At 47.7% G+C, this 24150-nt stretch carries 20 protein-coding genes; all 20 read left to right on the forward strand.

What is annotated here, in order from left to right; translation table 11 throughout:
* Positions 1 to 6: 6 nt before the first annotated feature.
* The 20 genes from DW091_RS03500 to DW091_RS03595 all read left to right on the forward strand — a co-directional run bounded on the left by DW091_RS03500 (position 7) and on the right by DW091_RS03595 (position 24147).
* Positions 7 to 2169, forward strand: coding sequence for a PBP1A family penicillin-binding protein (locus DW091_RS03500; RefSeq protein WP_118517407.1), 2163 nt, complete (start codon positions 7 to 9; stop codon positions 2167 to 2169).
* 13 nt (positions 2170 to 2182) lie between these two features.
* Positions 2183 to 2545 (forward strand): cupin domain-containing protein, encoded by a 363-nt coding sequence (locus tag DW091_RS03505; RefSeq protein WP_224168731.1) that lies wholly within the window; start codon positions 2183 to 2185, stop codon positions 2543 to 2545.
* Positions 2538 to 3179 carry an endonuclease III gene (nth, locus tag DW091_RS03510; protein WP_058695389.1) on the forward strand — a complete coding sequence of 214 codons (642 nt, stop codon included), beginning with the start codon at positions 2538 to 2540 and terminating at the stop codon, positions 3177 to 3179. Before DW091_RS03505 ends, nth begins: the two co-directional genes overlap by 8 nt.
* A 98-nt stretch (positions 3180 to 3277) precedes the next feature.
* Positions 3278 to 4444: an ABC transporter substrate-binding protein gene (locus DW091_RS03515; protein ID WP_118517408.1), complete on the forward strand. Its 1167-nt coding sequence runs from the start codon at positions 3278 to 3280 to the stop codon at positions 4442 to 4444.
* A 109-nt stretch (positions 4445 to 4553) separates the two neighbouring features.
* A complete protein-coding gene (locus DW091_RS03520; RefSeq protein WP_038352836.1) occupies positions 4554 to 5429 on the forward strand; it encodes a branched-chain amino acid ABC transporter permease in 876 nt (291 codons plus the stop codon).
* Positions 5430 to 5432: 3 nt separating this feature from the next.
* Entirely contained in the window at positions 5433 to 6440 is a 1008-nt protein-coding gene (locus tag DW091_RS03525) for a branched-chain amino acid ABC transporter permease (RefSeq protein WP_058695387.1), read from the forward strand.
* Positions 6440 to 7198 carry an ABC transporter ATP-binding protein gene (locus tag DW091_RS03530; RefSeq protein ID WP_058695386.1) on the forward strand — a complete coding sequence of 253 codons (759 nt, stop codon included), beginning with the start codon at positions 6440 to 6442 and terminating at the stop codon, positions 7196 to 7198. The genes DW091_RS03525 and DW091_RS03530 overlap by 1 nt, the downstream gene beginning before the upstream one ends.
* Before the next feature lie 10 nt (positions 7199 to 7208).
* Positions 7209 to 7913 carry an ABC transporter ATP-binding protein gene (locus tag DW091_RS03535; protein ID WP_013381794.1) on the forward strand — a complete coding sequence of 235 codons (705 nt, stop codon included), beginning with the start codon at positions 7209 to 7211 and terminating at the stop codon, positions 7911 to 7913.
* A gap of 257 nt (positions 7914 to 8170) precedes the next feature.
* Positions 8171 to 9457, forward strand: coding sequence for a trigger factor (gene tig, locus DW091_RS03540; RefSeq protein WP_096918919.1), 1287 nt, complete (start codon positions 8171 to 8173; stop codon positions 9455 to 9457).
* A gap of 19 nt (positions 9458 to 9476) precedes the next feature.
* Positions 9477 to 10058: an ATP-dependent Clp endopeptidase proteolytic subunit ClpP gene (clpP, locus tag DW091_RS03545; protein ID WP_058696418.1), complete on the forward strand. Its 582-nt coding sequence runs from the start codon at positions 9477 to 9479 to the stop codon at positions 10056 to 10058.
* Positions 10059 to 10069: 11 nt separating this feature from the next.
* Entirely contained in the window at positions 10070 to 11335 is a 1266-nt protein-coding gene (gene clpX / locus DW091_RS03550) for an ATP-dependent Clp protease ATP-binding subunit ClpX (RefSeq protein WP_058695384.1), read from the forward strand.
* 86 nt (positions 11336 to 11421) lie between these two features.
* Positions 11422 to 13806, forward strand: a complete 2385-nt coding sequence (gene lon, locus DW091_RS03555; RefSeq protein WP_199678129.1) for an endopeptidase La — start codon at positions 11422 to 11424, stop codon at positions 13804 to 13806.
* Entirely contained in the window at positions 13803 to 14384 is a 582-nt protein-coding gene (yihA, locus tag DW091_RS03560) for a ribosome biogenesis GTP-binding protein YihA/YsxC (protein ID WP_074616682.1), read from the forward strand. The genes lon and yihA overlap by 4 nt, the downstream gene beginning before the upstream one ends.
* Positions 14385 to 14450: 66 nt before the next feature.
* Positions 14451 to 15398, forward strand: a complete 948-nt coding sequence (queG, locus tag DW091_RS03565; RefSeq protein WP_074616683.1) for a tRNA epoxyqueuosine(34) reductase QueG — start codon at positions 14451 to 14453, stop codon at positions 15396 to 15398.
* A 68-nt stretch (positions 15399 to 15466) separates the two neighbouring features.
* A complete protein-coding gene (gene gltX, locus DW091_RS03570; protein WP_058695381.1) occupies positions 15467 to 16951 on the forward strand; it encodes a glutamate--tRNA ligase in 1485 nt (494 codons plus the stop codon).
* Positions 16952 to 16985: 34 nt separating this feature from the next.
* Positions 16986 to 18245: a protein translocase subunit SecD gene (secD, locus tag DW091_RS03575; protein ID WP_058695380.1), complete on the forward strand. Its 1260-nt coding sequence runs from the start codon at positions 16986 to 16988 to the stop codon at positions 18243 to 18245.
* A 14-nt stretch (positions 18246 to 18259) separates the two neighbouring features.
* Positions 18260 to 19204 carry a protein translocase subunit SecF gene (secF, locus tag DW091_RS03580; RefSeq protein WP_058695379.1) on the forward strand — a complete coding sequence of 315 codons (945 nt, stop codon included), beginning with the start codon at positions 18260 to 18262 and terminating at the stop codon, positions 19202 to 19204.
* A gap of 63 nt (positions 19205 to 19267) precedes the next feature.
* Positions 19268 to 21340, forward strand: a complete 2073-nt coding sequence (gene recJ, locus DW091_RS03585) for a single-stranded-DNA-specific exonuclease RecJ (RefSeq protein WP_118517409.1) — start codon at positions 19268 to 19270, stop codon at positions 21338 to 21340.
* 26 nt (positions 21341 to 21366) lie between these two features.
* Positions 21367 to 21885 carry an adenine phosphoribosyltransferase gene (locus DW091_RS03590; RefSeq protein ID WP_058695377.1) on the forward strand — a complete coding sequence of 173 codons (519 nt, stop codon included), beginning with the start codon at positions 21367 to 21369 and terminating at the stop codon, positions 21883 to 21885.
* An 84-nt stretch (positions 21886 to 21969) separates the two neighbouring features.
* Positions 21970 to 24147 (forward strand): bifunctional (p)ppGpp synthetase/guanosine-3',5'-bis(diphosphate) 3'-pyrophosphohydrolase, encoded by a 2178-nt coding sequence (locus DW091_RS03595; protein ID WP_074616687.1) that lies wholly within the window; start codon positions 21970 to 21972, stop codon positions 24145 to 24147.
* Positions 24148 to 24150: the final 3 nt, after the last annotated feature.

Genomic DNA, 24150 nt, shown 5'->3' on the forward strand with positions numbered 1-24150 from the left:
GGAACTATGAGTAAAGAAGAAGCAAAGAAAGTTGCTCCAAAGGCGCCCAGAAAAGGGCTGCCAAAGAAGAAAAAGAAAAGAATGGCAACCTGGAAAATCGTCCTGATTGTACTGGCGGTTTTAATCGTTGCCGGCGTCGTGACAGGCTTTTCAGTCTATGCGGCCAATCGACAGGATATTTCAGATTTTACTTACCAGCAAAAGGAAAAAACACAGATTTTCTCCTCGGATAACCAGGTTATCGCCGAGATGGCAGCTGAGAACAGGACCTACGTCTCTCTGGATCAGATTCCAAAAGACCTGCAGAATGGCCTGATCGCAACAGAGGACTCCCGTTTCTATTCGCACCACGGGGTAGATTATTACGGAATCATGCGTTCACTGGTCTCCAATCTGTTTAGTGGCAACAGTACAGGCCAGGGGGCCAGTACCATTACCCAGCAGCTTGCCAGAGTACTCTTTGACCTGGACGTTGCTGAACCCGGCTTTATGGATTCTGTCAACCGTAAGATGAAAGAAATCTCTATTTCAAGACAGCTGGAGGAAAAATATACCAAGGATCAGATCCTTGAAATGTATCTGAATGAATACTACTTTGGTTCTGCCTCTTACGGTGTGCAGGCAGCCGCCCAGACCTATTTTGGTAAAAATGTCTCCGACCTGAATCTGGCCGAGTCCGCTATGCTGGCAGGTCTGCCCCAGGCGCCTTCTGCCTATGCCCCGAACGCCAACTTTGAGGCGGCTAAGAACCGTCAGGCCCAGGTGCTTGCCCGTATGGTAAAAGAGGGCTATATCACCCAGGAACAGGCCGATCAGGCTTCCGCCACTGAAATCACCATTATGCCCTGGTCTGAAGAACAGACCAACGATGATATTAAAGATGGATATGGTGCGTTTATCAATGCGGCGCTCCAGGAATACGCCGAGGCCCTTGCCCCGAGTGTCATGAAGCAAAAAGGTGTGGATGAGGACGAAGCCGTCAAGCAGATCCGCGAAAATATCGCTAACGGCGGCTATCGCGTCTATACAACCATTAACACCGGCTATCAGGACGCAGCCATTTCCGCAATGGAAAACGGTCTGGACAACGCCGGCTTCAGCCAGGAAAACGGCGATACCGGCGCCATCGTCACGATAGATAAGGACGGCGCAGTACTGGGCTACTATGCAGGAAATACCGAAATCGACATGGCAGACTCAGCGAGACAGCCTGGCTCCAATATCAAACCGCTTTACTACAGCGGCGCCATTGAAAAGGGCGTGTTCTCACCGTCTTCAACCATTAAGGATGAACCCATCAACATTGGCGGTTACTCACCGAAAAACTACGGCGGCGGCTACAGCGGTACTGTTACCATTACCCAGGCCCTTGTCAATTCTCTGAATATTCCAGCGGTTAAGGTCTTTAATACCTTTGGGATTGAAAATGCCATTGACTGGATGAAAACACTGGGAATCACCACCTTTGTCAATCCTGGCGACCGGGAAGACGGGGCGGATGACTACAATCTGGCGACTGCGCTTGGCGGTATGACAAATGGGATCAAGCCTCTTGAAATGGCAGCAGCTTTCAACTGCTTTAACGACGGCGGTGTTTACAACGAGCCTTACAAGATTGTCAAGGTTGAGCAGACCAACGGCAAGCAGGTCTTTGACAAGAGCCAGCTTGGCCTGACCTCCAGAAAGGTTATGTCTGAAGACACAGCCAGCTCCATGTGGGGTATTCTGCAGCAGGTTGTTACCAGCGGTACCGGCGGACGTGCGGCCCAGGCCTATCCGACAGCTGGTAAGACAGGGACAACGGACAACGAGGAAGATTTATGGTTCACTGGTATGACCGGGAACATTACGACCTCAGTGTGGGTCGGTAACCTTGAACATGAGCCGGTCGGAACAGGGAGTTATATCCCGGCAGGTATTTACGGCTCTTATGTCCGGTCGCTGATCAACAATGACCTGGTCTCTGAGTTTGCCACGCCGGCCGAATCCCAAGATACAACGCCCATAACCACGCCAACCCCGGCAGCCACGCCAACCCCGACGCCGGAAGCGACAGTTGCTCCGACACCCGAAGCAACAGTAGAGCCAGAAGCGACTCCGGAACCAACGTCTACACCGACGCCTGTAGTACCGGATGATGATGAGAAACCTTCCACTGAGGAAGAATAATCGAGGGAACAAAATGCTGATCAAAAATGAAGAACATACCATTGATGATAAGTTTGAAATGCGCGGAGGCAGCGGAACGATCCACATCAAGCATGTTGTGGACCAGGACGTTCTCTGTGACAAGGGAAGATTATATGCCCAGATTACCGTGGAGCCAGGGTGCTCCATCGGTAGTCACCAGCATGTGAACGAGAAAGAAATATTTTACATCCTGAGCGGTCAGGCGCAGGTGACAGACAACGGCGTAAAGCGGATGTTAAATCCTGGGGACGTTCTGGTAACAGGACACGAGAGCTCCCACGCAGTTGAAAACACCGGAGATGAGAATCTTGAGATGATGGCGCTGATCCTTTACGGAGATGAAAAACATGAATAAAGAAAATCGAAAAAAGGTGCTGGAGGAGCTTGAAAAGCTCTACGGCGGAGAAAAATGCGGGCTGGATTTTACCAGCCCTTTTGAATTGCTGATTGCAACCATGCTGTCTGCCCAGTGTACAGACGTGCGCGTCAATATTGTAACCGGAGAGCTGTTTAAGGAGTACAATACTCCAGAGGCGCTGCTGACCTTAAATGAAGGGGAGCTCAGGGAAAAAATCAAATCCTGTGGCTTATCCAACACCAAGGCGAAGAACATTTTGCTGACCTGTCATATGCTCCTCGAAGAGCACAATGGCATCGTGCCCGAAACCATGGAGGAGCTCACAAAGCTTCCGGGTGTCGGCCGGAAAACCGCCAATGTGGTTATGAGCAACGCTTTTGATGTGCCGGCCATCGCGGTGGATACGCACGTGTTCAGGGTATCCCGGCGTATTGGCCTGGCAAAAGGGAACAACGTTCTCCAGGTCGAGAAAGAGCTGATGAAGAATATTCCCAGGGACTACTGGTCCCGGGCGCACCACTGGCTGATCTGGCATGGAAGGCGGCTTTGTACGGCCAGAAACCCCAAGTGTGAGAGCTGCGCGATCAATCCTTACTGTGACGATTATAAAAAGCGAAACAAGAAAAAATAAAAAATTGTATACAAAACCCAGATATTCCTTGATATTTTCTCTGGGATATATTAAAATGAGTAAAAGTTTAAATTTATTTTTCACAGGAGGAAGAGAAAATGAAGAGAAAAATCATTAGTGCTCTAATGGTTGGTGTTATGTGTGTATCCGTTTTCGCCTTTGCTGGCTGCAGCTCATCCGGAAGCGGAAGCAGTGGAGATACCATTAAAATCGGTGCTTTAGGTCCTTATACCGGCGATACCGCAATGTACGGTGTGGCAGCTAAAAACGGGATTGAGCTGGCCGCAGAACAGATCAATGATAACGGCGGCATCGACGGCAAAAAGGTCGAAGTCGTTTCTTACGATACCAAGGGTGACTCTACTGAAGCAGTCAACGCATACAATCGTCTGCGTGATCAGGACGGTGTTGTCGCAATTGTCGGCTCTGTACTGACCGGCGAAAGCATGGCGATTAAGGATTTAGCAAAATCCGACAATATGCCAATCTTGACCCCGACTTCAACCGCGGCAGACGTTACCGAAGGCGCTCCAAACAGCTTCCGTGTATGCTATCTGGACGAATATCAGGGCAACGCCGGTGCAAACTTTGCAGTGAGCACTGAAAACGGTGGCTTAGGCGCTAAAACAGCCGCAATGCTGGTAAACTCAGGCAGTGCTTACTCTCAGGGTCTGGCGGACGCTTTCAAGGCTACCTTTGAAGCTAAGGGCGGCAAGGTTGTCGGCAGTGAATCCTACGCAGATAAAGACAAAGACTTCAGCGCTCAGCTGACCAAAATCAAAGAGCTGAACCCAGAAGTTGTCTATATTCCAGATTACTATAATGTAGCTGGTCCGATCATGCAGAAAGCTAAAGAAATGGGCATTACTTCCAAATTCGTCGGCGGCGACGGCTGGGACAGTGTCCAGGTAGACTACGCTGACGCCGCACAGGGCCAGTATTTTGCAAACCACTATGCTGCAGATTCCCCGAAGGAAGCTGTGCAGAACTTTATCAAATCCTACAAAGACAAATACAGTGAAGCAGCCAATTCTTTCGCAGCTTTAGGCTACGATGGCATGAACGTTATGGCTGAAGCAATCAAAAATGCCGGCAGCACAGACTCACAGGCGATTGTCGACGCACTGCAGAAGATTGATTTTGACGGTGTAACCGGTCATTTCACATTTGACGAAGAAGGTAATCCAAAGGGTAAAGACATTACAATCATTCAGGTTGATAATGGCGAATTGAAATTTGTGACCACTGTACAGGGTGACAACTAAATCATAATCACAAATGGATTAAAATAACAGATATAGAAGAGCCTCGGCTCTTCTATATCTGTTTATACAATATGGTGAATTAAAATATTTGAAAGGGAGGTAACTGTTTGTGGTCTTTTTGCAGCAGTTCATTAACGGACTGAATTCAGGCAGTATTTATGCATTGATTGCTATCGGTTATACGTTGGTATACGGTATCCTCAAACTTATCAACTTCGCTCACGGCGAGATCATGATGTTTGGTGCCTATTTTGCATTTATTGCCGCAACGACATTGAACTGGCCCTTCTGGGCGGTTATTGCATTTTCAATGATTTTAACCGCAGTGATGGGTGTAGTGATTGAATTCATCGCCTACCGGCCTTTGAGAAACGCGCCGAGATTATCCGCGCTTATCACAGCCATTGGCGTGAGTATGTTTTTACAGAACCTGGCACTTATGATCTTTGGAGCTGATCCAAAGGTTATGCCGAAGATTTTCCCTCAGGTGGTATTCCATGTGGGAGGTCTGGAAATTAATTCTATTACATTAATTACTATTGGTCTTTCTGTGCTTTTTATGATCTTATTGGAATTATTTATACAGAAGACGAAACAGGGCCGTGCCATGCGCGCCGTTTCAGAAAATCAGAATGCCGCTATTTTAATGGGAATTAATGTGAATAGAACTATTTCACTGACATTTTTAATCGGTTCTGCTCTGGGTGCGTTAGGCGGGATTTTATACAGCACCGCCTACCTGAACATCGCGCCGACCATGGGGACAATGCCGGGTCTTAAAGCCTTTGTAGCCGCGGTACTCGGCGGTATCGGCAGTGTGCCGGGCGCGATGCTGGGCGGCTTTATCATTGGGATGATTGAAACCATGACCAAGGCTTATATCTCCTCAACCTGGGCAGACGCCATTGTGTTTTTAGTACTGATCGTTGTGCTTCTGTTTAAGCCGACAGGTATCCTCGGCAAGAATACGAGAGAGAAGGTGTAAGACATGACAAAGGAACTCAAAAAATCATATATTGTCAACGCAATCTCAATGATCGTAATCTTTGCAGTGATCTACTCATTGGTGACCTTTAAGATTGTTACAAATTATTTTGGCGGTATTGTCATTCTGACCTGTATCATGATCATTATGGCAACAAGCTTAAATATTGTAGCGGGCTTTCTGGGTGAAATGGCCCTTGGCCACGCGGGCTTTATGGCCATTGGGGCCTATACGGCGGCCAGCGTATCCATAGCCATCACTAACGGAAATGATTCGCTGCCTGCGCTTCTGGTGCTGATCATTGCATCTCTGGCCGGCGGGGTTGCCGCAGGGCTTGTCGGGATTGTGATCGGGACACCGAGCTTACGTCTCCGTGGGGATTACCTCGGAATTGTTACCATCGGTTTTGCTGAAATCATCCGTATTTTCTTTGTAAACTTCCAGCCTACCGGCGGCGCGCAGGGCCTGAAGGGGATTCCGCGTATTGCGACTCTGGGCTATGTTTACTGGATCATGATCGTTGTTATTTTACTGATCTTTACACTGGGACGCTCCAAGTTCGGACGGGCCATCATGTCGATCCGCGAGGATGAGATCGCCTCTGAGGCAGCTGGGATTCCGACCACCAAATACAAGGTTATGGCCTTTACCATCTCCTCGTTCTTTGCAGGTGTCGGCGGCTCACTGTATGCCCATTATCAGGGCTATCTGGACCCGAATAAATTCCAGTTCATGTTTTCAATTGAAATATTTGTCATTGTCGTACTCGGCGGTCTGGGCAGTGTAACTGGCTCCATTCTTTCAGCTATTGTGCTGACCGTTCTGCCGGAGCTTCTAAGACAGTTCTCTGAATACCGCCTGCTGGTCTACTCTCTGGCGCTGGTAATTATGATGATTTTCAGACCGCAGGGTATGCTGGGACGTTACGAGTTCTCACTCACGCGTTTCTTTGAAAACCTGAAAAACCGTAAGAATACAACAAAGAATTCAGTGGACGGAGGTGACGCGTAATGCCAATTCTTGAAGCAAAGGATGTAACCATGCGTTTTGGCGGCCTGACCGCTGTCGATAAGTTCAATCTCACCCTGGGCTCCAATGAGCTGGTAGGCCTGATCGGTCCGAACGGCGCTGGTAAAACCACGATTTTTAACACGCTGACAGGTGTCTATGTCCCAACAGAAGGGAATGTAAGCATTGAAGGCAAGAGCATTGTGGGCAAATCGCCCCATGAGGTGGTTAAAATGGGTGCGGCGCGTACCTTCCAGAATATCCGTCTGTTTAAGGATTTAACCGCCATTGAAAATGTCGAAATCGCCTATCATAATTTTGTGAATTACAATCTGGCCCAGGGTCTCTTCCGCACCAGAAAGTTCTGGAAGGAAGAGCAGAAGGCCTACGAAGAATGTAAAAAGCTTCTCGAAATTTTTGATATGGGTGAATACGAGCAGACCAAGGCAAAAAATCTGCCCTACGGCCAGCAGCGTAAGCTTGAGATCGCAAGGGCTCTCGCGTCAGACCCCAAGGTTCTGATGCTGGATGAACCGGCTGCAGGGATGAACCCTAACGAGACTGAAGAGCTGATGGAGACGATCCATTTTATCCGGAACAAGTTTAATATCACTGTTTTACTGATCGAGCATGATATGAAGCTGGTTATGGGGATCTGCGAACGGATTGTGGTTGTTGACTACGGCCGTACCATTGCAGAGGGAACACCGGATGAAATTAAGAACAATCCTGATGTAATCCGGGCATATCTCGGAGATTAGGAGGGGTTTGATGTTAAAAGTAAAAGATCTTAATGTATATTATGGAAAAATCCATGCCATCAAGGGCATTACCTTTGAGGTGAATGACGGTGAAATTGTTACCCTGATCGGCGCCAACGGCGCGGGTAAAACCACGACCCTCCAGACCGTTTCAGGACTTTTGAGGGCCGAAAAGGGGATTATCTCCTTTCAGGGAGAAGACATCAGCAAGGTAAAACCTTACCAGATCCCGGATCTCGGCATTGCCCATGTGCCAGAAGGACGGCAGGTTTTTGCTGAAATGACCGTGTACGAGAATCTTGTAATGGGGGCCTTTATCAGAAAAGATAAGCGGGAAATTGCGCAGGATATGGAAATGGTCTTTAATTATTTTCCGCGCCTGAAGGAGCGGTCTAAGCAGATCGCTGGCACCCTGAGCGGCGGCGAGCAGCAGATGCTGGCCATAGGACGTGCGCTGATGACCAGGCCGAAGCTTCTGCTTCTGGATGAGCCGTCCATGGGCCTTGCGCCGATTCTGGTCGATGAGATTTTCAGTATGATTCAGACCATCAACAGTGCCGGAACCACCATTCTGCTGGTCGAACAGAACGCCAACAAAGCCCTGCGGATCGCAAACCGCGGCTACGTGCTGGAAACCGGCAAAATCAAGCTGCACGGCACGTCAGAGGAACTGCTTACCAATGATGAGGTGCGTACAGCTTATCTGGGAGGCTGACACAGCCTGAATAAAATAGTAATTCACCATAGAACCCCGGGATTTCCTGATCCCGGGTTTTTATATGACAGGCAAAACCGGTAACTTGGACCTGATTTTTTGCAATTCGGCCCTAAATTTTTGAAGTTTACCTTAAAAATGAGCTGCAAAGCCGAAAATTTTTAAAACAAAGTGTTTCTACGCTTGATATGGCATAATTCCTATGTTATACTTAGGAAATTGAGAATGTTTATAATTAGAGCTATGTGGAGGATAATATGAGCGCAAAAGAATTAAGTAATGAAAAAAATATAGTATCAGTTGAGATTACAGTATCAGCTGAAGACTTTCAAAAAGCAATTAAACAGTCTTACAACAAAAATAAAAAACATTTTACAATTCAGGGCTTCAGAAAGGGCAAAGCGCCCAGAAAACTCATTGAAGCGCATTATGGTAAAGGTGTGTTCTATGAAGACGCCATTGATTTCGCGTTCCCGGGCGCTTACAAAGATGCTTTGGAAGAATTGAAAATTGAGCCTGTAACCCGTCCGGAATTACAGGAAGTAAAAGAAGCCAGCGAAGACGGTGCGGTATTTATTGTAAATATTGGCCTGAAACCAGCTGCGACTCTCGGCGAATACAAGGGTGCAGAAATTGAGTCCCTTGAAGCGGTTATTACCGATGAAGACATCGACGCGGAAATCACCCGTATGGCGGGTATGAACGCGCGTATTATCACTGACGAAAACGCTGAAGCCAAAAAAGGCGATACAGTAATCATTGATTTCGTGGGAAGCATTGACGGTGTGCCTTTTGACGGCGGCGCAGGCAGAGACTATACACTGGAGCTTGGCAGCAACGTCTTTGTCCCGGGCTTTGAGGACCAGCTTGTAGGTGCAAAAGCCGGCGAAGAAATTGATGTAAAGGTCACTTTCCCGGAAGATTACCATCAGGAAGATGTTGCCGGTAAGGATGCTGTCTTCAAGACAACCATTAAAGAAGTACAGGTTAAGGAACTGCCGGAAATCGACGACGAATTTGCGAAAGACGTCAGTGAATTTGATACCCTTGACGAGCTGAAAGTAAGCGTTGCTGAAAAATTAAAAGAACAGAAAACAACTGAACTGCGCAGAAGCGCGGAAAACAAGGTCATTGACTTTGCGGTTCAGAATGCAGAAATCGAAATTCCTTATCTGATGGTAGAAGAAGAGCTGGATCGTACCCTGGATACCTATGACCGCCAGTTAAGCAGCCAAGGCCTGAGCCTGAATGACTATTTGGGCTACATGGGTTCAAATGTCGAACAGTTCAGAGAAGGAATGAAAGCAGATGTTGAGCGCAATATTAAAGCAGATTTTGTTTTAACCGAAATTGCCGAAACTGAAAAGCTGGAACCAACAGAAGAAGAACTGGAAGAAGAAATCAAAAGATATGCTGCATCCATGCAGCAGGATTTTGAAGAATTTAAAAAGACAGTGAACGAAACGATGGAAAGCTATATGAAGACTGATATCAAACGCAGAAAAGCCATCGATTTCTTAGTCGACGCCGCTCAGGTTAAATAATAGGGGTATAACAATGAATATGAATCTTGTCCCTATGGTTATTGAACAGACGGGACGGGGGGAACGTTCTTTTGACATTTATTCACGTTTGCTGAAAGAGCGGATTATTTTCCTTGACGGGGAAATAAATGATACAACATCCAGTCTGATCGTAGCACAGTTAATCTTTTTAGAAGCGGATAATCCAGACAAAGACATTGAAATGTATATTAACAGTCCGGGTGGTTCAATTACCTCCGGGTTTGCCATTTACGATACCATGAATTTTATCAAATGTGATGTCTCCACCATGTGTGTCGGCATGGCGGCATCCATGGGTGCCTTTTTGCTGACAGCCGGTGCCAAGGGTAAGCGCAAGGCGCTTCCGAACAGTGAGATTATGATTCACCAGCCTCTGGGCGGTGCCCAGGGCCAGAGTGTCGATGTGGAAATATACGCCAAACGTTTGATTAAAACGCGTGAAAAGCTCAATGAAATCCTCAGTGAAAAAACAGGACAGCCCATTGACGTTATCGCAAGGGATACGGACCGCGACAATTTTATGTCTGCTGAGGAAGCGTTAGAATATGGTCTGATTGATCAAATCGTCAGTTCCAGATAAGAGGAATTAATATGTCAAACGAAAAAGATGGAATCAAACAGGTTTGCTGTTCTTTCTGCGGAAAGAGCCAGTCTCAGGTAAAGCGGATGGTTGCAGGACCAGGTGTCTACATTTGTGATGAATGTGTGGCCCTGTGTGAAGAAATCATTGCCAACGACTATGTGCCAAAGGAAATTGATTTTGAAAATGTGCCAACGCCCCGTGAGATTAAAGCAAAACTTGACGAATATGTTATCTCCCAGCACCGCGCAAAACGAGCGCTGGCAGTAGCGGTATATAATCACTACAAGCGTATTAACGCAATGCTGGATACCGATGATGACGTTGAATTACAGAAAAGCAATATTATTTTAATCGGACCTACAGGCTCTGGTAAGACCCTTCTGGCCCAGACGCTGGCGCGGGTACTGGACGTACCCTTTGCCATTGCGGACGCCACCTCTTTGACAGAAGCCGGTTATGTAGGCGAAGATGTTGAAAATATCCTGCTGAAGCTGCTTCAGGCAGCGGATATGGACGTTGAGCGCGCCCAGAAGGGGATTATTTATATCGATGAAATTGATAAGATCTCCAGAAAAAGCGACAATCCGTCTATTACCCGCGACGTCAGCGGTGAGGGCGTACAGCAGGCCCTGCTGAAAATTCTCGAAGGAACCGTTGCCAATGTTCCGCCGCAGGGCGGCAGAAAGCACCCGCATCAGGAATTTATTCAGCTCGATACCTCCAATATTCTCTTCATCTGCGGCGGTGCCTTTGACGGCATGGATGGCGTAATTGAGCGGAGAATGGAAAAGGGCTCTATGGGCTTCAGCGCAACAATCAAAACTTCTGACGAAAAGGCCAAGGAAGAGCTTCTCGATAACATCGAGCCTCAGGATCTGCTGAAATACGGTCTTATTCCTGAGTTTATCGGTCGTATTCCGGTCATTGCAACCCTTCAGAATTTAGATGAAGAAGCATTGATTAATATTCTGACCGAGCCCAAAAACGCCCTGGTTAAACAGTATAAAAAAATGTTCGAAATCGAGGGTGTAGCGCTGGAATTTGAAAAAGACGCGTTAAAGGCCATTGCCGAGAAGGCGTTACAGAATGGTACTGGCGCGAGAGGACTCCGCGGTATTATTGAAAATATCATGACAGACATTATGTTTGATATTCCTTCAGAGGAAGGCGTATCAAAGGTTATTATCACTAAAGATGTTGTCGAACAGCTGGAAGCGCCCGTTGTGGAAACACAGCCGAAAGCCAGCGAAGAAAAGACAACCAGTGTATCTTAGAATACCTGTAAAAAAGCAATCTTATGGGATTGCTTTTTTTATAACTGAAAGACATCCCCTTTTATTTCTTAGAAAGGAGCAATAAAATGAACATTGAGAATGATGAAATGACTTTAAATAATCATATCCAGAACCCTGTAGGCATGTCCGAAGAGATCAAGGATGAGCAGAAGGGCCTGCCCATGATTCCCATGCGCGGTATGAGCGTGTTTCCGGGAATGGTGGTTCATTTTGACATCGGCAGGGATAAATCCATTCAGGCTCTTGAAACGGCCATGACAAGGGATCAGATTGTATTTCTGACCGAACAGAAGGATATAAAAATCGAAGACCCGGAACCGGAAGACATCTACAGTGTTGGCTGTGTAGCTAAGGTTAAGCAGATGCTAAAAATGCCAGATAACCTGACCAGAATTCTCGTAGAGGTTCAGGAGCGGGCGAAAATTATCGAGTACCTTCAATACGAGCCTTTTTTTGAAGTGCTCTATGAGCCAGTCCAGAGTATTTATTACGATACCAAGGAAAATCAGGCGCTTATCCGCATGATCCGTTCGGCCTTTGCGACCTATATGACCATGACCCGTAAAATGGCGACAGACCTGCTGGCCTCATTGGACCTTGTGGACAATCCGGATAATCTTATTGACCTGATCTGCGCCAACCTGGTGCTGGAAAGCAAGGATGCCCAGCGCATTCTTCAGGAGACTGATGTGGAAAAACGCCTGATGATTACCTATGAGGTGCTGGTCAGCGAGCTGGAAATGCTGCGCATTGAACAGAATATTGACGCTAAGGTGAAATCAGAGCTGGATAAAAACCAGCGTGAATATGTTCTCAGAGAGCAGATCAAGGTTATTCAGGAAGAGCTTGGCGAGGGCGACGTCATCGACGAGATTGAGGATTACCGTGAGCGCCTGGAAGCCCTTGAAGTCAGTGATGAGGTCCGGGAGAAAGTTACCAATGAGATTAACCGCCTGAACAAAATCCCGGCAGGGTCTTCAGAGGCCGGCGTGATTGAAAGCTATATCGAGTGGGTTCTCGACCTGCCCTGGAACATTATGACAGAGGAAACCCTCAACGTTGTGGAAGCGAGAAAGATCCTTGATCATGATCATTACGCATTGGAAAAGGTCAAGGAACGTATTTTGGAATACATTTCTGTACTCCAGCTGTCAAAATCTCTGAAATCACCGATTTTATGCCTTGTGGGACCGCCGGGGGTTGGTAAAACCTCCATTGCCAAGTCCATTGCGCGGGCATTGAACCGCCCTTATGTGCGGATGTCCTTAGGCGGGATGCGCGACGAGGCAGAGATTCGGGGACACCGAAGAACTTATGTGGGCGCGATTCCAGGCCGCATTATCTACCATCTGAAACAGGCAGAAGCCATGAATCCACTGTTCCTGCTGGATGAAATTGACAAGCTCAGCCAGGATTTTCGGGGGGACCCGGCGTCCGCCCTCCTGGAGGTGTTGGACCCGGAACAGAATAGTACCTTTACAGATAATTATCTGGAGCTTCCCTTTGATCTGTCCCATGTTATGTTCCTGACCACAGCCAACTCTCTTTCCACTATTCCGAGACCGCTGCTTGACCGCATGGAGATCATCGAGGTCAACGGTTATGTGGAAACAGAAAAACTGGAAATTGCCAAACGCTATCTGATTCCAAAGCAGCTGGAAATCCATGGATTAAGGGCCAGCAGCTGTAAGATCAGCCAGAAGGCGCTGCAGAATATTATCAGCTACTATACCCGCGAGTCCGGTGTCCGTGAGCTGGAACGCCAGATTGCCCGTGTGTGCCGTGTGGCAGCCAAAGAAATTGTGGAAAACGGCAAGCAGAGCGTTTCCGTTACCCAGAAGAATCTGGATAAATTTCTGGGCATGGAACGTTACTCCTTTGACACTATGAACAATGTCAAAGAGGTAGGCCTGGTCAACGGACTCGCCTGGACCTCTGTGGGCGGCGAAACCCTTCAGATTGAAGTGGTTGTTGTCAAGGGAACCGGCAAGATCGTCATTACCGGCCAGCTTGGCGACGTTATGCAGGAATCCGCAAAGGCCGCCATCAGCTATATCCGTTCCAAGATATCTGAGCTGGGTATTGCCGAGGATTTCTATGAAAAGAACGATATCCATCTGCATGTGCCTGAGGGCGCAGTGCCGAAAGACGGCCCGTCAGCGGGTATTACGATGACCACGGCACTCATATCCGCTCTTACAGGTAGGCCAGTGCCTCAGAATCTGGCTATGACAGGTGAAATCACGCTAAGAGGCCGCGTGCTGCCTATCGGTGGACTGCGCGAAAAGCTGACCGCCGCTCACCGTGCAGGCATTAAGGAGATTATCCTGCCAAAGGAAAACCAGAAGGATCTCGAGGAAGTACCGGATATGGTACTGGAAGCCCTCAATATCCATCCAGTCAGCAAAATGGAAGAAGTTACAAAAATTGTATTTGAGGAGCTCAAATGAAGGTAACCCAAGCCGAGATCGTCATCAGCGCGGTCCAGCAATCCCAATATCCTGAGGATAAACTGCCGGAAATCGTCCTGCTGGGGCGCTCCAATGTCGGTAAATCCTCTTTTATCAACACACTGATCCAGAGAAAGGGGCTGGCCCGTACCAGCTCCCAGCCTGGAAAAACACAGACCATGAACTTTTACAAGATCAATGATGCTTTCTATTTTGTGGACATGCCAGGCTATGGCTATGCCAAAGTTTCTAAAAAGGAACGTGAAAAATGGGGCGTTATGATTGAGGAATATCTTCAGAAGCGTGAGAACATGGTGCTGGTTTTTCTGCTGGTAGACAGCCGACACGAACCCACTGAGGATGACCGGCTTATGTACGACTGGCTGACCTATTACGGCCTCGATCCGGTGATCATTGCGACAAAGGCCGATAAGATTTCAAAGGTACGGCAGAAAAAGGCGGTCGACAACATTTTCAATACGCTGCGGCCAAGAAAGCGGAGTGACGTTATTCTGTTTTCAGCAGCCACTAAGATGGGAAAAGACGAAGCCTGGGAAGTAATTGAAGAACGGCTGTAAATTTTCAAATAAAGCAGGCTTGCAGATAATAAGCCTGCTTTTTATTTTAGCAGCCAGAGGAAAAAAATGCTCAAGGAAAAAAACATCAGAGAAGCCGCCAGAGCGGCTGGAATAAAGATGATTGGCTTTGCAGAGCCACACCCTTTGACAGAGTGGCTGGAGCCACTGGAAAAACGCAGGAAGCAGGGCAGAGTCACGAGCTTTGAGCGCACGCCGCCGGCCAGGCGTATTGACTACGCTCAGGCTTTTCCAGAAGTAAAGGGGATCATCGTTATCGGTGTGCCTTACTCTGCGGAGCTGCCAGAGCCAGAGGATGACGCCGACCGAGGAAAAATCGCGTCGGTAGCCTGGGGACAGGACTATCATGAGGTGGTTACAGAAAAAATGGACAGCCTTATGGCGCTGTTGAAAGAAGCGGAGCCGTCCCTCGCATGCCGGACCTATGTGGATAACAGCCGCCTTCTGGACAGGGCCACAGCCTGGCGGGCTGGTTTGGGCTTTTTCGGCAAAAACAATACCCTCATCCATCCAGAATATGGCAGTTTCTTTTTTATCGGCCAGATACTGATAAATCGTTCCATTAATTTCGACCCTGTCAAGCCGCTTAAAAGCCGCTGTGGCGCCTGCCAACGCTGTCTTATGGCCTGCCCAAACCAGGCCCTGGGAGAGGGATATACGCTGGAGCCGGAAAAATGTGTTTCCTATCTGACCCAGAAGAAGAAGCTGACAGCAGAGGAAGAAAGGCTCCTGGGCGACGTTTATCTATACGGCTGTGACGACTGCCAGCGGGCCTGTCCCTGGAATAAAAGGAGCTTAGAGTGCAGGGTGGACTGGCCGGGTGTAGAACCGGAAAGCGTTTATCCAGGGCTGGATGAAACCGAAGCGATCAGCGAACCGGATTTTGAAAAAAAGTTTGGAAAAACAGCTGCCGCCTGGCGCGGGAAAGACGTCCTTTCCCGAAACGCAAGAATTATTAAAAATAACCTAAAAAATCATGCTAAAGACAAGAATTAATGCTATAATAGTTAGCGTGTAATAATTATAGAACCATGATTATCGATATCAGTTAGAAGGAGAATTGAATGATTAGAGATCGTTTTGCTCCAAGCCCCACTGGCAACGTGCATGTGGGCAGCTTGCGAACCGCCTTATACAATTATTTGTTTGCCAAAAAGAATAACGGACAGTTTTTGCTGCGCCTTGAAGATACGGACCGCACCCGCTACGAAGAAGGCGCGGTGGAGAATCTGCTTAATGCCCTGATGGTAACCGGGGTGGTACCGGATGAAGGCCTTTTTGAGGAAGATGGTAAAATTGTCCAGAGAGGCGACTGCGGCCCTTATATCCAGTCTGAGCGTCTGGATATTTATAAAAAGTACATCGATCAGCTTCTGGAAAACGGGCAGGCCTATTACTGCTTCTGTACAAAGGAGCGTCTGGACGAGGTGCGTGAGAAGCAGAAGGCAGCTGGTGAAACACCGCGCTATGACGGACATTGCCGCAATCTGCCAAAAGAGGAAGTGGAGGCACGTGTCGCAGCGGGCGAACCCTATGTTATCCGCCTGAAGCTGCCGGAAGACCACGTCGTCGCCTTTGACGATGCAGTCCGCGGCAGGATTGAGATCAACACCAACGATCTGGATGATCAGGTGCTAATTAAAACCGACGGTTTTCCAACCTACCATTTTGCCGTTGTCATCGACGACCACCTTATGGGTATTACCCATGTTATCCGAGGCGAGGAATGGCTGCCCTCCACACCCAAGCATGTGTATCTGTATGAATGCTTTGGCTGGGAACAGCCTCAGTACGTTCACTTATCTAATATCCTGAATGACGACCATAAAAAACTCAGCAAACGCCAGGGCGATGTGTCCGTCGGTGATTTTCTGAAAAAGGGTTATCTTCCGGAAGCTCTGATCAACTTTCTGGCTCTTTTAGGCTGGAGTCCTGAAAACGAGCAGGAAATCTTTTCAATGGACGAGCTGATTGAAGCCTTTGACCTGTCCAGAATCAATAAATCCGGCGCAGTGTTTGACCGGGCAAAGCTGGATTGGATGAATGCTCACTACATCAAGGAGCTGCCCATCGAGGAGCTGACAGCGCGTATGATCCCATATCTGCTGAATGCGGGCTATATCACAGAGTCGGATGTGGAAAAACGCATGCCGTGGCTTGAAAAGGTTGGTGAGCTTATGCGTGAGCGTCTCAACTACTTTGCGCAGGTTCCAGAAGAAACCAAAATGCTTTTCGACCGTAATTTTGAGATTACAGATTCGGAAAGCCTCGACATTCTAAAGGAAGAAACGGTTCCGGTGCTCTTTAATGCATTAGTCGAAAAGATTACTGAGAGCGACGTGGTGGATACCGAACGCGCCAAGGCGATCCTGAAAGAAATACAGAAGGAACACAAAGCAGAAAAAATTAAAGGAAAAATGCTTTACATGCCTACCCGCATCATGTTGACCGGTGAGATGCACGGACCGGATCTAACACTGATTATGGATGTACTTGGCAAGGAAGAGCTGTTACTGCGTCTTGACAGAATGCGCAGCATGATCCATTAGAAGTGTCTAATGGTTAAGTAGAGGAGGAAAGTGTGTGAAAGAAAAGGTTAATACAAAAAAGACCATCACACTGGTTATTTTTATTGCGATTCTTGCGTTTTGTGGCTACACTCTGTTTCATGGCCTCAGCGTGGGAATTTATGATATTGGAAAAATCGGGGACCATGTGCACTATGGGCTGGACCTGACCGGTGGGGTAAATGTTGTACTTCAGGCTGAAGCGACAGACGACAGCGGTATTACGTCTGAAAAAATGGACAGTACCGTAGCTGCCATAAAAAAACGTGTGGACTCTATGGGCGTCAGCGAAGCCCAGGTTTCGAAACAGGGTGAAGACCGTATACGTGTGTCCATCCCGTCGGTACAGGACCAGCAGCAGGCTCTGGATATGATCGGTAAAACTGCCCAGCTGGAATTTGTGGGCCCGGACGGCGAGGTCATTCTGACCGGTAAGGACGTTGTGGATTCTAAAGCAGTTCAGCAGAAATCGAGCAGCGGCTTGGAAGAAGCTGTTGTTACCCTGAAATTTAACGACGAAGGCACTCAGCTTTTTGCCGACGCGACACAAAAATACCTGAACCAGCAGATATCTATCAAGCTTGATGAGGAAGTTATCAGCAGTCCAAAGGTTAACGTGGCGATTACCAATGGCGAGGCCGTTATCGAGGGGATGGCAGATATGGAAGAGGCCGGAAATCTGGCTGAGCTCATCCGCGGCGGCGCGCTGCCAGTTAAGCTGAGCCCAATCGAAGTAACAACCATCGGGCCGACCCTTGGCCAGGATTCCCTGAATCAGAGTCTGATCGCCGGCGCCATCGGTATTGCGGCAGTTCTCCTGTTTATGCTTGTTATGTACAGGGGGCTTGGCTTTATTGCAGACCTGGCTCTGATTATCTATATTATGCTTGATTTGATTTTGATGGTTTTTGCCAATGTTACACTGACTCTGCCGGGGATTGCCGGTATTATTCTTTCCGTGGGGATGGCTGTCGATGCCAATGTCATTATTTTTGAACGTATTAAAGACGAGTCACGCTCAGGAAAATCCATCAATGCCGCCATTGACGCTGGCTTTAAACGGGCCATGGGCACGATTATCGACTCCAACGTTACGACACTGATTGCGGGATTTGTACTGTTCTTTATGGGCAGCGGCAGCGTTCAGGGCTTTGCTGTAACGCTGATTCTCGGTATTATTGTGAGCTTACTGACAGCCGTTATTATTACCAAGCATCTGACCAAGCTGGTCATTGGTACACATCTGTTCGGTAGCGGCAAGTTCTACGGGATCTAGGAGGGAGCAGAAGGATGAAGACATTAAAACTAGTTGAAAAAAGTAAAATCTGGTTCAGCATCGCAATCGTTCTGGTTCTTATCAGCGTAGGTTCCCTGCTTGTAAGAGGTTTGAATTTTGGGATCGATTTTGTAGGCGGTACCATTGTCACCATTGATCTGCATACACAGTTCAATACCGATGACGCACGTCAGATTACAGACCAGTATGACAAGAGTGCCGAAATAACATACGCAGGTGACGAACAGGACCGTATTGTTATCAGTACCAAGGAAAGCCTTGACACTGATCAGCGCAAGGAGCTGTTTAATCAGTTTAAAGATAAATACAGCCTTCAGGATAGTGACCTGATCTCAGTTGATACGGTCACAGCCACAGTTGGCTCTGAGACAGCGCGCAATGCAGTCATCGCATCGGCTGTAGCGGTTCTGCTTATGCTGATCTATATTACCTTCCGGTTCGAGTTTTATTTCGGACTCTCAGCCATCATTGCGCTGCTTTACGATATTACCATTGTTATCGGGGTTTACGCTCTGTTCCAGATTCAGGTTAACGCGCCCTTTATTGCGGCCATTCTGACCATTTTGGGATACTCCATCAATGATACCATCGTTGTGTTTGACCGTATCCGTGAAAATGAAACGCGTATTGGCATGCGCGACATTAACGAGCTGGTTAACGTGAGTGTCTCACAGACCCTGAAGCGAAGCATCAACACTGTTGTGACAACACTTCTGGCTATTCTGGCCCTGTATATCTTTGGTGTTGAGGCCATCAGAAGCTTTGCCCTGCCGTTGATCGTCGGGATCGTCAGCGGCTGCTACTCATCAATATTTGTAGCCAGTCCATTGTGGGTACAGTTTCAGAAACGATTCCCCAACTCCAAAAGCAATAAAAAGAATAAGAAAAGAGCGGTTTCAAATACCAATAAGGGTAGAAATAAACAGCCGCAGGTATAAGCGTAAGAAACCAGAAGCCGGCTGCACGGTTGAGCAGCCGGTTTCTTTATATAGAGGAAGCAAATGGTAAACACAATTTGGAAAGAACGAAAAAGTAAAACAGAAGCCAATCCTGAGGCAGTCGGGGAGCTGATGGAGGAATGTGGCCTGACGCCTCTGTCAGCCAGACTGCTGGTTAAGCGGGGATATGACACTGCGGATAAGGCCATGGCCTATCTGGACCCGGACTTCTCGGATTTTTATGATCCCTTTGGACTGCCAGACATGCAGAAGGCTGTGCACCGGCTGCTTGCGGCCAGAGAGCATGGGGAAAAAGTCTGCATTTACGGTGATTATGATGCGGACGGTACCACGGCTGTCGCTATTCTGATGCGCTATTTTAAAACCATTGGAATCGAAGCCTTTTACCGGATACCGAACCGTCTGGAGGAGGGATATGGCATGAATATCCCTGCGCTTGAGGCAGTCATCGAGGCAGGCGCCAGCCTGATCGTAAGTGTGGACAATGGCATTGCCGCCCATGAGCAAGTGGACTTCTGTAATGAACAGGGGATTGATGTGATTGTCACGGACCACCACGAGTGTCAGGGAGAAGTCCCCAGGGCACTGGCGGTTGTGGACGCGAAGCGGGATGACTCAGATTATCCCTTTTCAGAGCTCTGCGGCGCAGGTATTGCTCTGAAGATGGTGATGGCTTTGGACTGCGTATTGGAACTGGACACGGACTTGCAGGAATATATCGAATGTGCCGCTATTGCCACTGTGGCCGATATTGTTCCTTTGAAAAGCGAGAACCGTATCATCGCCTCTCTAGGCATTGATTATCTGAACACCAGTCCAGCCAATTTAGGGATTCAGGCCTTGATAGAGGTCAGTGAGCTTAAGCGGGTAAATGCCGGGAATATTGGATTTGTCATAGCGCCGAAGATCAATGCAGCAGGCCGTCTGGGTGAGGCTGGTAAGGTGGTCGAGCTCTATCTGACAGAGGAGGAAGCCCAGGCTTCAGAAATCGCGGCATACCTGAGCATGGAAAACCGAAAACGACAGGACATTGAGCAGGAAATTCTAGAGCTGGCCAAAGCGCAGGTAGAACAGCAGCGTCTTGACGAGCAGGGCATTATGGTAGTGGCTGGGGACGGCTGGCATCCCGGTGTTATCGGTATTGTAGCCAGCAAGCTTCAGGAAATCTGGTACCACCCTGTTGTTGTTATCGGTATTGATGAAAAGGGAATGGGCAAGGGCTCTTGCCGGAGTGTGGAGGGCTTTAATATTTTTGAGGCACTTCAGAGCTGCTCAGAGTTTTTTACAACTTTTGGGGGACATGAACAGGCGGCAGGACTGAGTATTCTGGAAGAAGACATTTCCGCATTTGCTGAAAAGGTCAATGTCTATGCGGCAGAGAAAGGAATCGACCGTCTTTTGACCAAGACAATGTATTATGACAGTGTTATGGGAATAGGCGATGTGAGTGAGGCCCTGGTCGAGGAGCTGGATCAGTTTGAACCCTACGGCGTGGGAAATCCTGGACCGGTATTTTTAATGGAGGGGTTGAAGCCGCAGGACGCCAGGAAAATGGGAAGTGATAAAACACATCTCATGTTTTCGGTACCGCCCTACCGCTGCGTGGGCTTTGGAATGGGCTCAGCTCTCGACGATGGAACGGATGGTCAATTTTCTATCCTATGTAAACCAGAAATTAATTGCTTTCGAGACAAAAAAAGCGTACAATTATTATTAAAAGATATTAAACGGTCGCCTTTTTACCACAATCAGTCTGCTTACGATCTGGTTGAGCAGATTAAAAAAGCGCCGGCGGCAGAACTGCCGGAGCTTGGATTGACAGCCCTTGACCGTGAAGCTATGAACCTCACACGGGAGGATATGAAGCTGATCTATACCCTGATGCGCCAGGTGCAATTAAAAGGAGCAGCAGTTGATCAGATCGTTCGGAAATTTGAGACACTCAATGTCTTTAAGCTGTTGGCAGGCCTGAATATTCTTCAGGAGTCAGAGCTTATCCGCTTCCGCCTGAAAAAGGGTGTGGTTTTTTGTGAAATTCTTGCGTCAAATGGAAAAAAAGATATTCAAAAGGCGCCGTTAATGGTAAAATTAAGAACATATCTTGATCATGAATGATTAATAAGAAAAGAGAAGGATACGAAATGGATATTAAAAGCAAAATCGATATTTTTGAGGGTTTTCCAAAGGAAGGAATCAGTTTTAAGGATATTAACAGCCTGATCCGCGATCCGGAGGCATTTAGATTTGTTATTGACGAATTTTATAAAATTGCCAAGGCGCTGGACGTTAATCTGGTTTGTATTCCAGAGGCAAGAGGCTACATTTTCGGCACGCCGCTGGCCTATCTCCTGAACGTGGGACTGGTTCCGGTGCGCAAGCCCGGAAAGCTGCCAGGCGAGGTTGTGGCAGAGGAATATGACCTTGAATACGGCACCAACACTGTTGAAATTCAGAAAAACGCCATCAAGCCAGGGGACCGTGTGGTTATTATTGACGACCTGCTGGCAACAGGCGGAACCATGAAGGCAGCGATCGACCTGGTAGAAAAGCTCGGCGGCGAAGTCTGCGGCGCATTGTTTTTAATAGAACTGACTGAGCTGAAGGGTCGGGAAAATCTCAAAGATTATTTTGTATCCAGCTTAGTACAGTATCCGGTATAAAACGCTGAGAATGACCGGGGCTTTTTAGCTTCGGTCATTCTTTATCCAGTGTAGGCACTTATAGAAATAAAGGTGGACAGAACTATGGCGAACGAAGCAATAGAACATAAAATTGATAGCTTAATCGAACTTGTGAAAAAGAACAATCCGGATGCAGAGACTGAAATGATTTTAAAGGCGTACCACTTGGCGGACGGGGCCCATAAGGACCAGAAGCGTCTGTCAGGTGAGGCCTATATCATCCATCCTGTTTCGGTTGCGTATATTTTAGCAGAGTATAAGATGGATACGGAAACCATAGTTGCTGCCATTTTGCACGATGTGATCGAGGACACCTCGTATACTTACGATGATATTAAGGAGATGTTCAACGAGCAGGTAGCTGACTTGGTTGAGGGCGTTACAAAAATCGGTAAGATTGAGTATCAGTCAAAGGAAGAAAGCCAGGCTGAGAACCTCCGCAAAATGGTTCTCGCAATGTCCAAGGACATACGCGTTATTCTGATCAAGCTTGTGGACCGTCTGCACAACATGCGGACTCTGGAGTATATGAAAGAGTCCAAGCAGATTGAAAAATCCAGAGAAACGCTGGATATATATGCACCCATTGCTAACCGTCTGGGGATACAGACCATCAAGGCAGAGCTTGAAGACCTTGCCCTGAAATATCTGGACCCTGACGGCTACTACGACCTTGTAAAAAAGGTCAAGATGAAAAAGCAGTCGCGCGAGGAATATATCAATAAGGTCATTAAGATTTTGGAGAAAAAAATTGATGAAGTAGGCATCGAAGCAAAAATTTATGGCCGCTCTAAGCATTTTTACTCCATCTACAGGAAAATGAAGGCTCAGAACCGTAACTTTGACGAGATCTATGACCTTATCGCCGTGCGTGTAATTGTGGATAGCGTAAAGGACTGCTACGGTGTTTTGGGTATCGTCCATACTCAGTGGAAGCCTATTCCCGGACGCTTCAAGGACTATATTGCAATGCCAAAACCCAATATGTACCAGTCGATTCATACAACGGTTATCGGGCCAAACGGCGATCCTTTCGAGATCCAGATCCGGACCAAGGAAATGCATGAAACAGCAGAGTATGGGATTGCTGCGCACTGGAAATACAAAGAAGGTATCACCGACAGCAGCAACAAGGAGCTTCGGTATGAAAATAAGATGTCTTGGCTCCGCCAGATTCTTGAGTGGCAGAAGGAGCTGGATAACGCCAACGATCTGGTGGAAACCATCAAGGTAGATCTGCTCAATGAGGAGGTCTATGTATTTACGCCGCAGGGCAAGGTGGTTGAGCTGCCAATGGGCTCCTGTCCGCTGGATTTCGCCTATCGCATCCACAGCGACGTGGGGAATTCCTGCGTCGGCGCCAAGGTTAACGGTAAAATTGTCCCCCTTAATTATACACTGAACAATGGGGACATTGTGGAGATTATGACCTCCAAAAATTCAAACGGTCCAAGCCGTGACTGGCTCAACTTTACCAAGAGTGCCCATGCCCGCAATAAAATACGGCAGTATTTTAAAAAAGAAGAAAAAGAAGAAAATATTGCCAAGGGTAAGACCATGCTGGAGCGTGAAATCAAGCGCGAAGGCCTTCAGGACACAAAGCTTTTGAACACAAGTGAGCTGGAAGTGGTCAGCGATAAAATGGGTTATAAGACCCTCAGCGATTTTTATGCTGCCATTGGCTACAGCGGTGTGAAAATAGGCACCGTTTTGCAGAAAATGCGGATGCTTTTCCCCAAGGAGTTCCCAGAGCCCGAGGAAGAAGTGGTTATTAAAAAGACTGCTAAGCTCAAGAAATCTAACAGCAGCGTTATCGTGGCAGGACACAACGAAATCGACGTGCGTTTTTCCAAATGCTGTAACCCTGTGCCAGGAGACAAAATTGTGGGGTATATAACAGTTGGCAGAGGGATCTCAGTGCACCGGACCGATTGCCCTAACGTGCTGGGAATGACAGATCCCAGCCGTATTGTCGATGTTGAATGGAACAAGTTTGGCATTGGCGGCAGCTTTACGGCTGAAATTCAGATTAAGGCCCGCGAAAAACAGGGTCTGCTTATTGAAATCTCTAAGATTTTCCTTGAGATGAATATCCCGCTGACAGCCTTAACCGCCAGAAATGAGAAGGGCGAGTTCGACTATTTCTCCGCGACCTTTGAGGTAAAGACAAGGAGAGAACTTAATCTCCTCATTAAAAATCTAAATAAAATACCGGAAATTATCAGTATTCACCGTGTATAGGAG

It is taken from the genome of Eubacterium sp. AM05-23 (assembly GCF_003477535.1).
Taxonomy (GTDB): Bacteria; Bacillota; Clostridia; order Eubacteriales; family Eubacteriaceae; genus Eubacterium; species Eubacterium maltosivorans.

Bases quoted from the DNA above. Each gene is read 5' to 3' on its own strand.
- clpP (WP_058696418.1), top strand. From the start codon at position 9,477: ATGAATCTTGTCCCTATGGTTATTGAACAGACGGGACGGGGGGAACGT.
- DW091_RS03530 (WP_058695386.1), top strand. From the start codon at position 6,440: ATGCCAATTCTTGAAGCAAAGGATGTAACCATGCGTTTTGGCGGCCTG.
- DW091_RS03500 (WP_118517407.1), top strand. From the start codon at position 7: ATGAGTAAAGAAGAAGCAAAGAAAGTTGCTCCAAAGGCGCCCAGAAAA.
- gltX (WP_058695381.1), top strand. From the start codon at position 15,467: ATGATTAGAGATCGTTTTGCTCCAAGCCCCACTGGCAACGTGCATGTG.
- DW091_RS03515 (WP_118517408.1), top strand. From the start codon at position 3,278: ATGAAGAGAAAAATCATTAGTGCTCTAATGGTTGGTGTTATGTGTGTA.
- lon (WP_199678129.1), top strand. From the start codon at position 11,422: ATGAACATTGAGAATGATGAAATGACTTTAAATAATCATATCCAGAAC.
- nth (WP_058695389.1), top strand. From the start codon at position 2,538: ATGAATAAAGAAAATCGAAAAAAGGTGCTGGAGGAGCTTGAAAAGCTC.
- DW091_RS03505 (WP_224168731.1), top strand. From the start codon at position 2,183: ATGCTGATCAAAAATGAAGAACATACCATTGATGATAAGTTTGAAATG.
- secF (WP_058695379.1), top strand. From the start codon at position 18,260: ATGAAGACATTAAAACTAGTTGAAAAAAGTAAAATCTGGTTCAGCATC.
- clpX (WP_058695384.1), top strand. From the start codon at position 10,070: ATGTCAAACGAAAAAGATGGAATCAAACAGGTTTGCTGTTCTTTCTGC.
- queG (WP_074616683.1), top strand. From the start codon at position 14,451: ATGCTCAAGGAAAAAAACATCAGAGAAGCCGCCAGAGCGGCTGGAATA.
- tig (WP_096918919.1), top strand. From the start codon at position 8,171: ATGAGCGCAAAAGAATTAAGTAATGAAAAAAATATAGTATCAGTTGAG.
- DW091_RS03525 (WP_058695387.1), top strand. From the start codon at position 5,433: ATGACAAAGGAACTCAAAAAATCATATATTGTCAACGCAATCTCAATG.
- DW091_RS03590 (WP_058695377.1), top strand. From the start codon at position 21,367: ATGGATATTAAAAGCAAAATCGATATTTTTGAGGGTTTTCCAAAGGAA.
- recJ (WP_118517409.1), top strand. From the start codon at position 19,268: ATGGTAAACACAATTTGGAAAGAACGAAAAAGTAAAACAGAAGCCAAT.
- yihA (WP_074616682.1), top strand. From the start codon at position 13,803: ATGAAGGTAACCCAAGCCGAGATCGTCATCAGCGCGGTCCAGCAATCC.
- DW091_RS03595 (WP_074616687.1), top strand. From the start codon at position 21,970: ATGGCGAACGAAGCAATAGAACATAAAATTGATAGCTTAATCGAACTT.
- DW091_RS03535 (WP_013381794.1), top strand. From the start codon at position 7,209: ATGTTAAAAGTAAAAGATCTTAATGTATATTATGGAAAAATCCATGCC.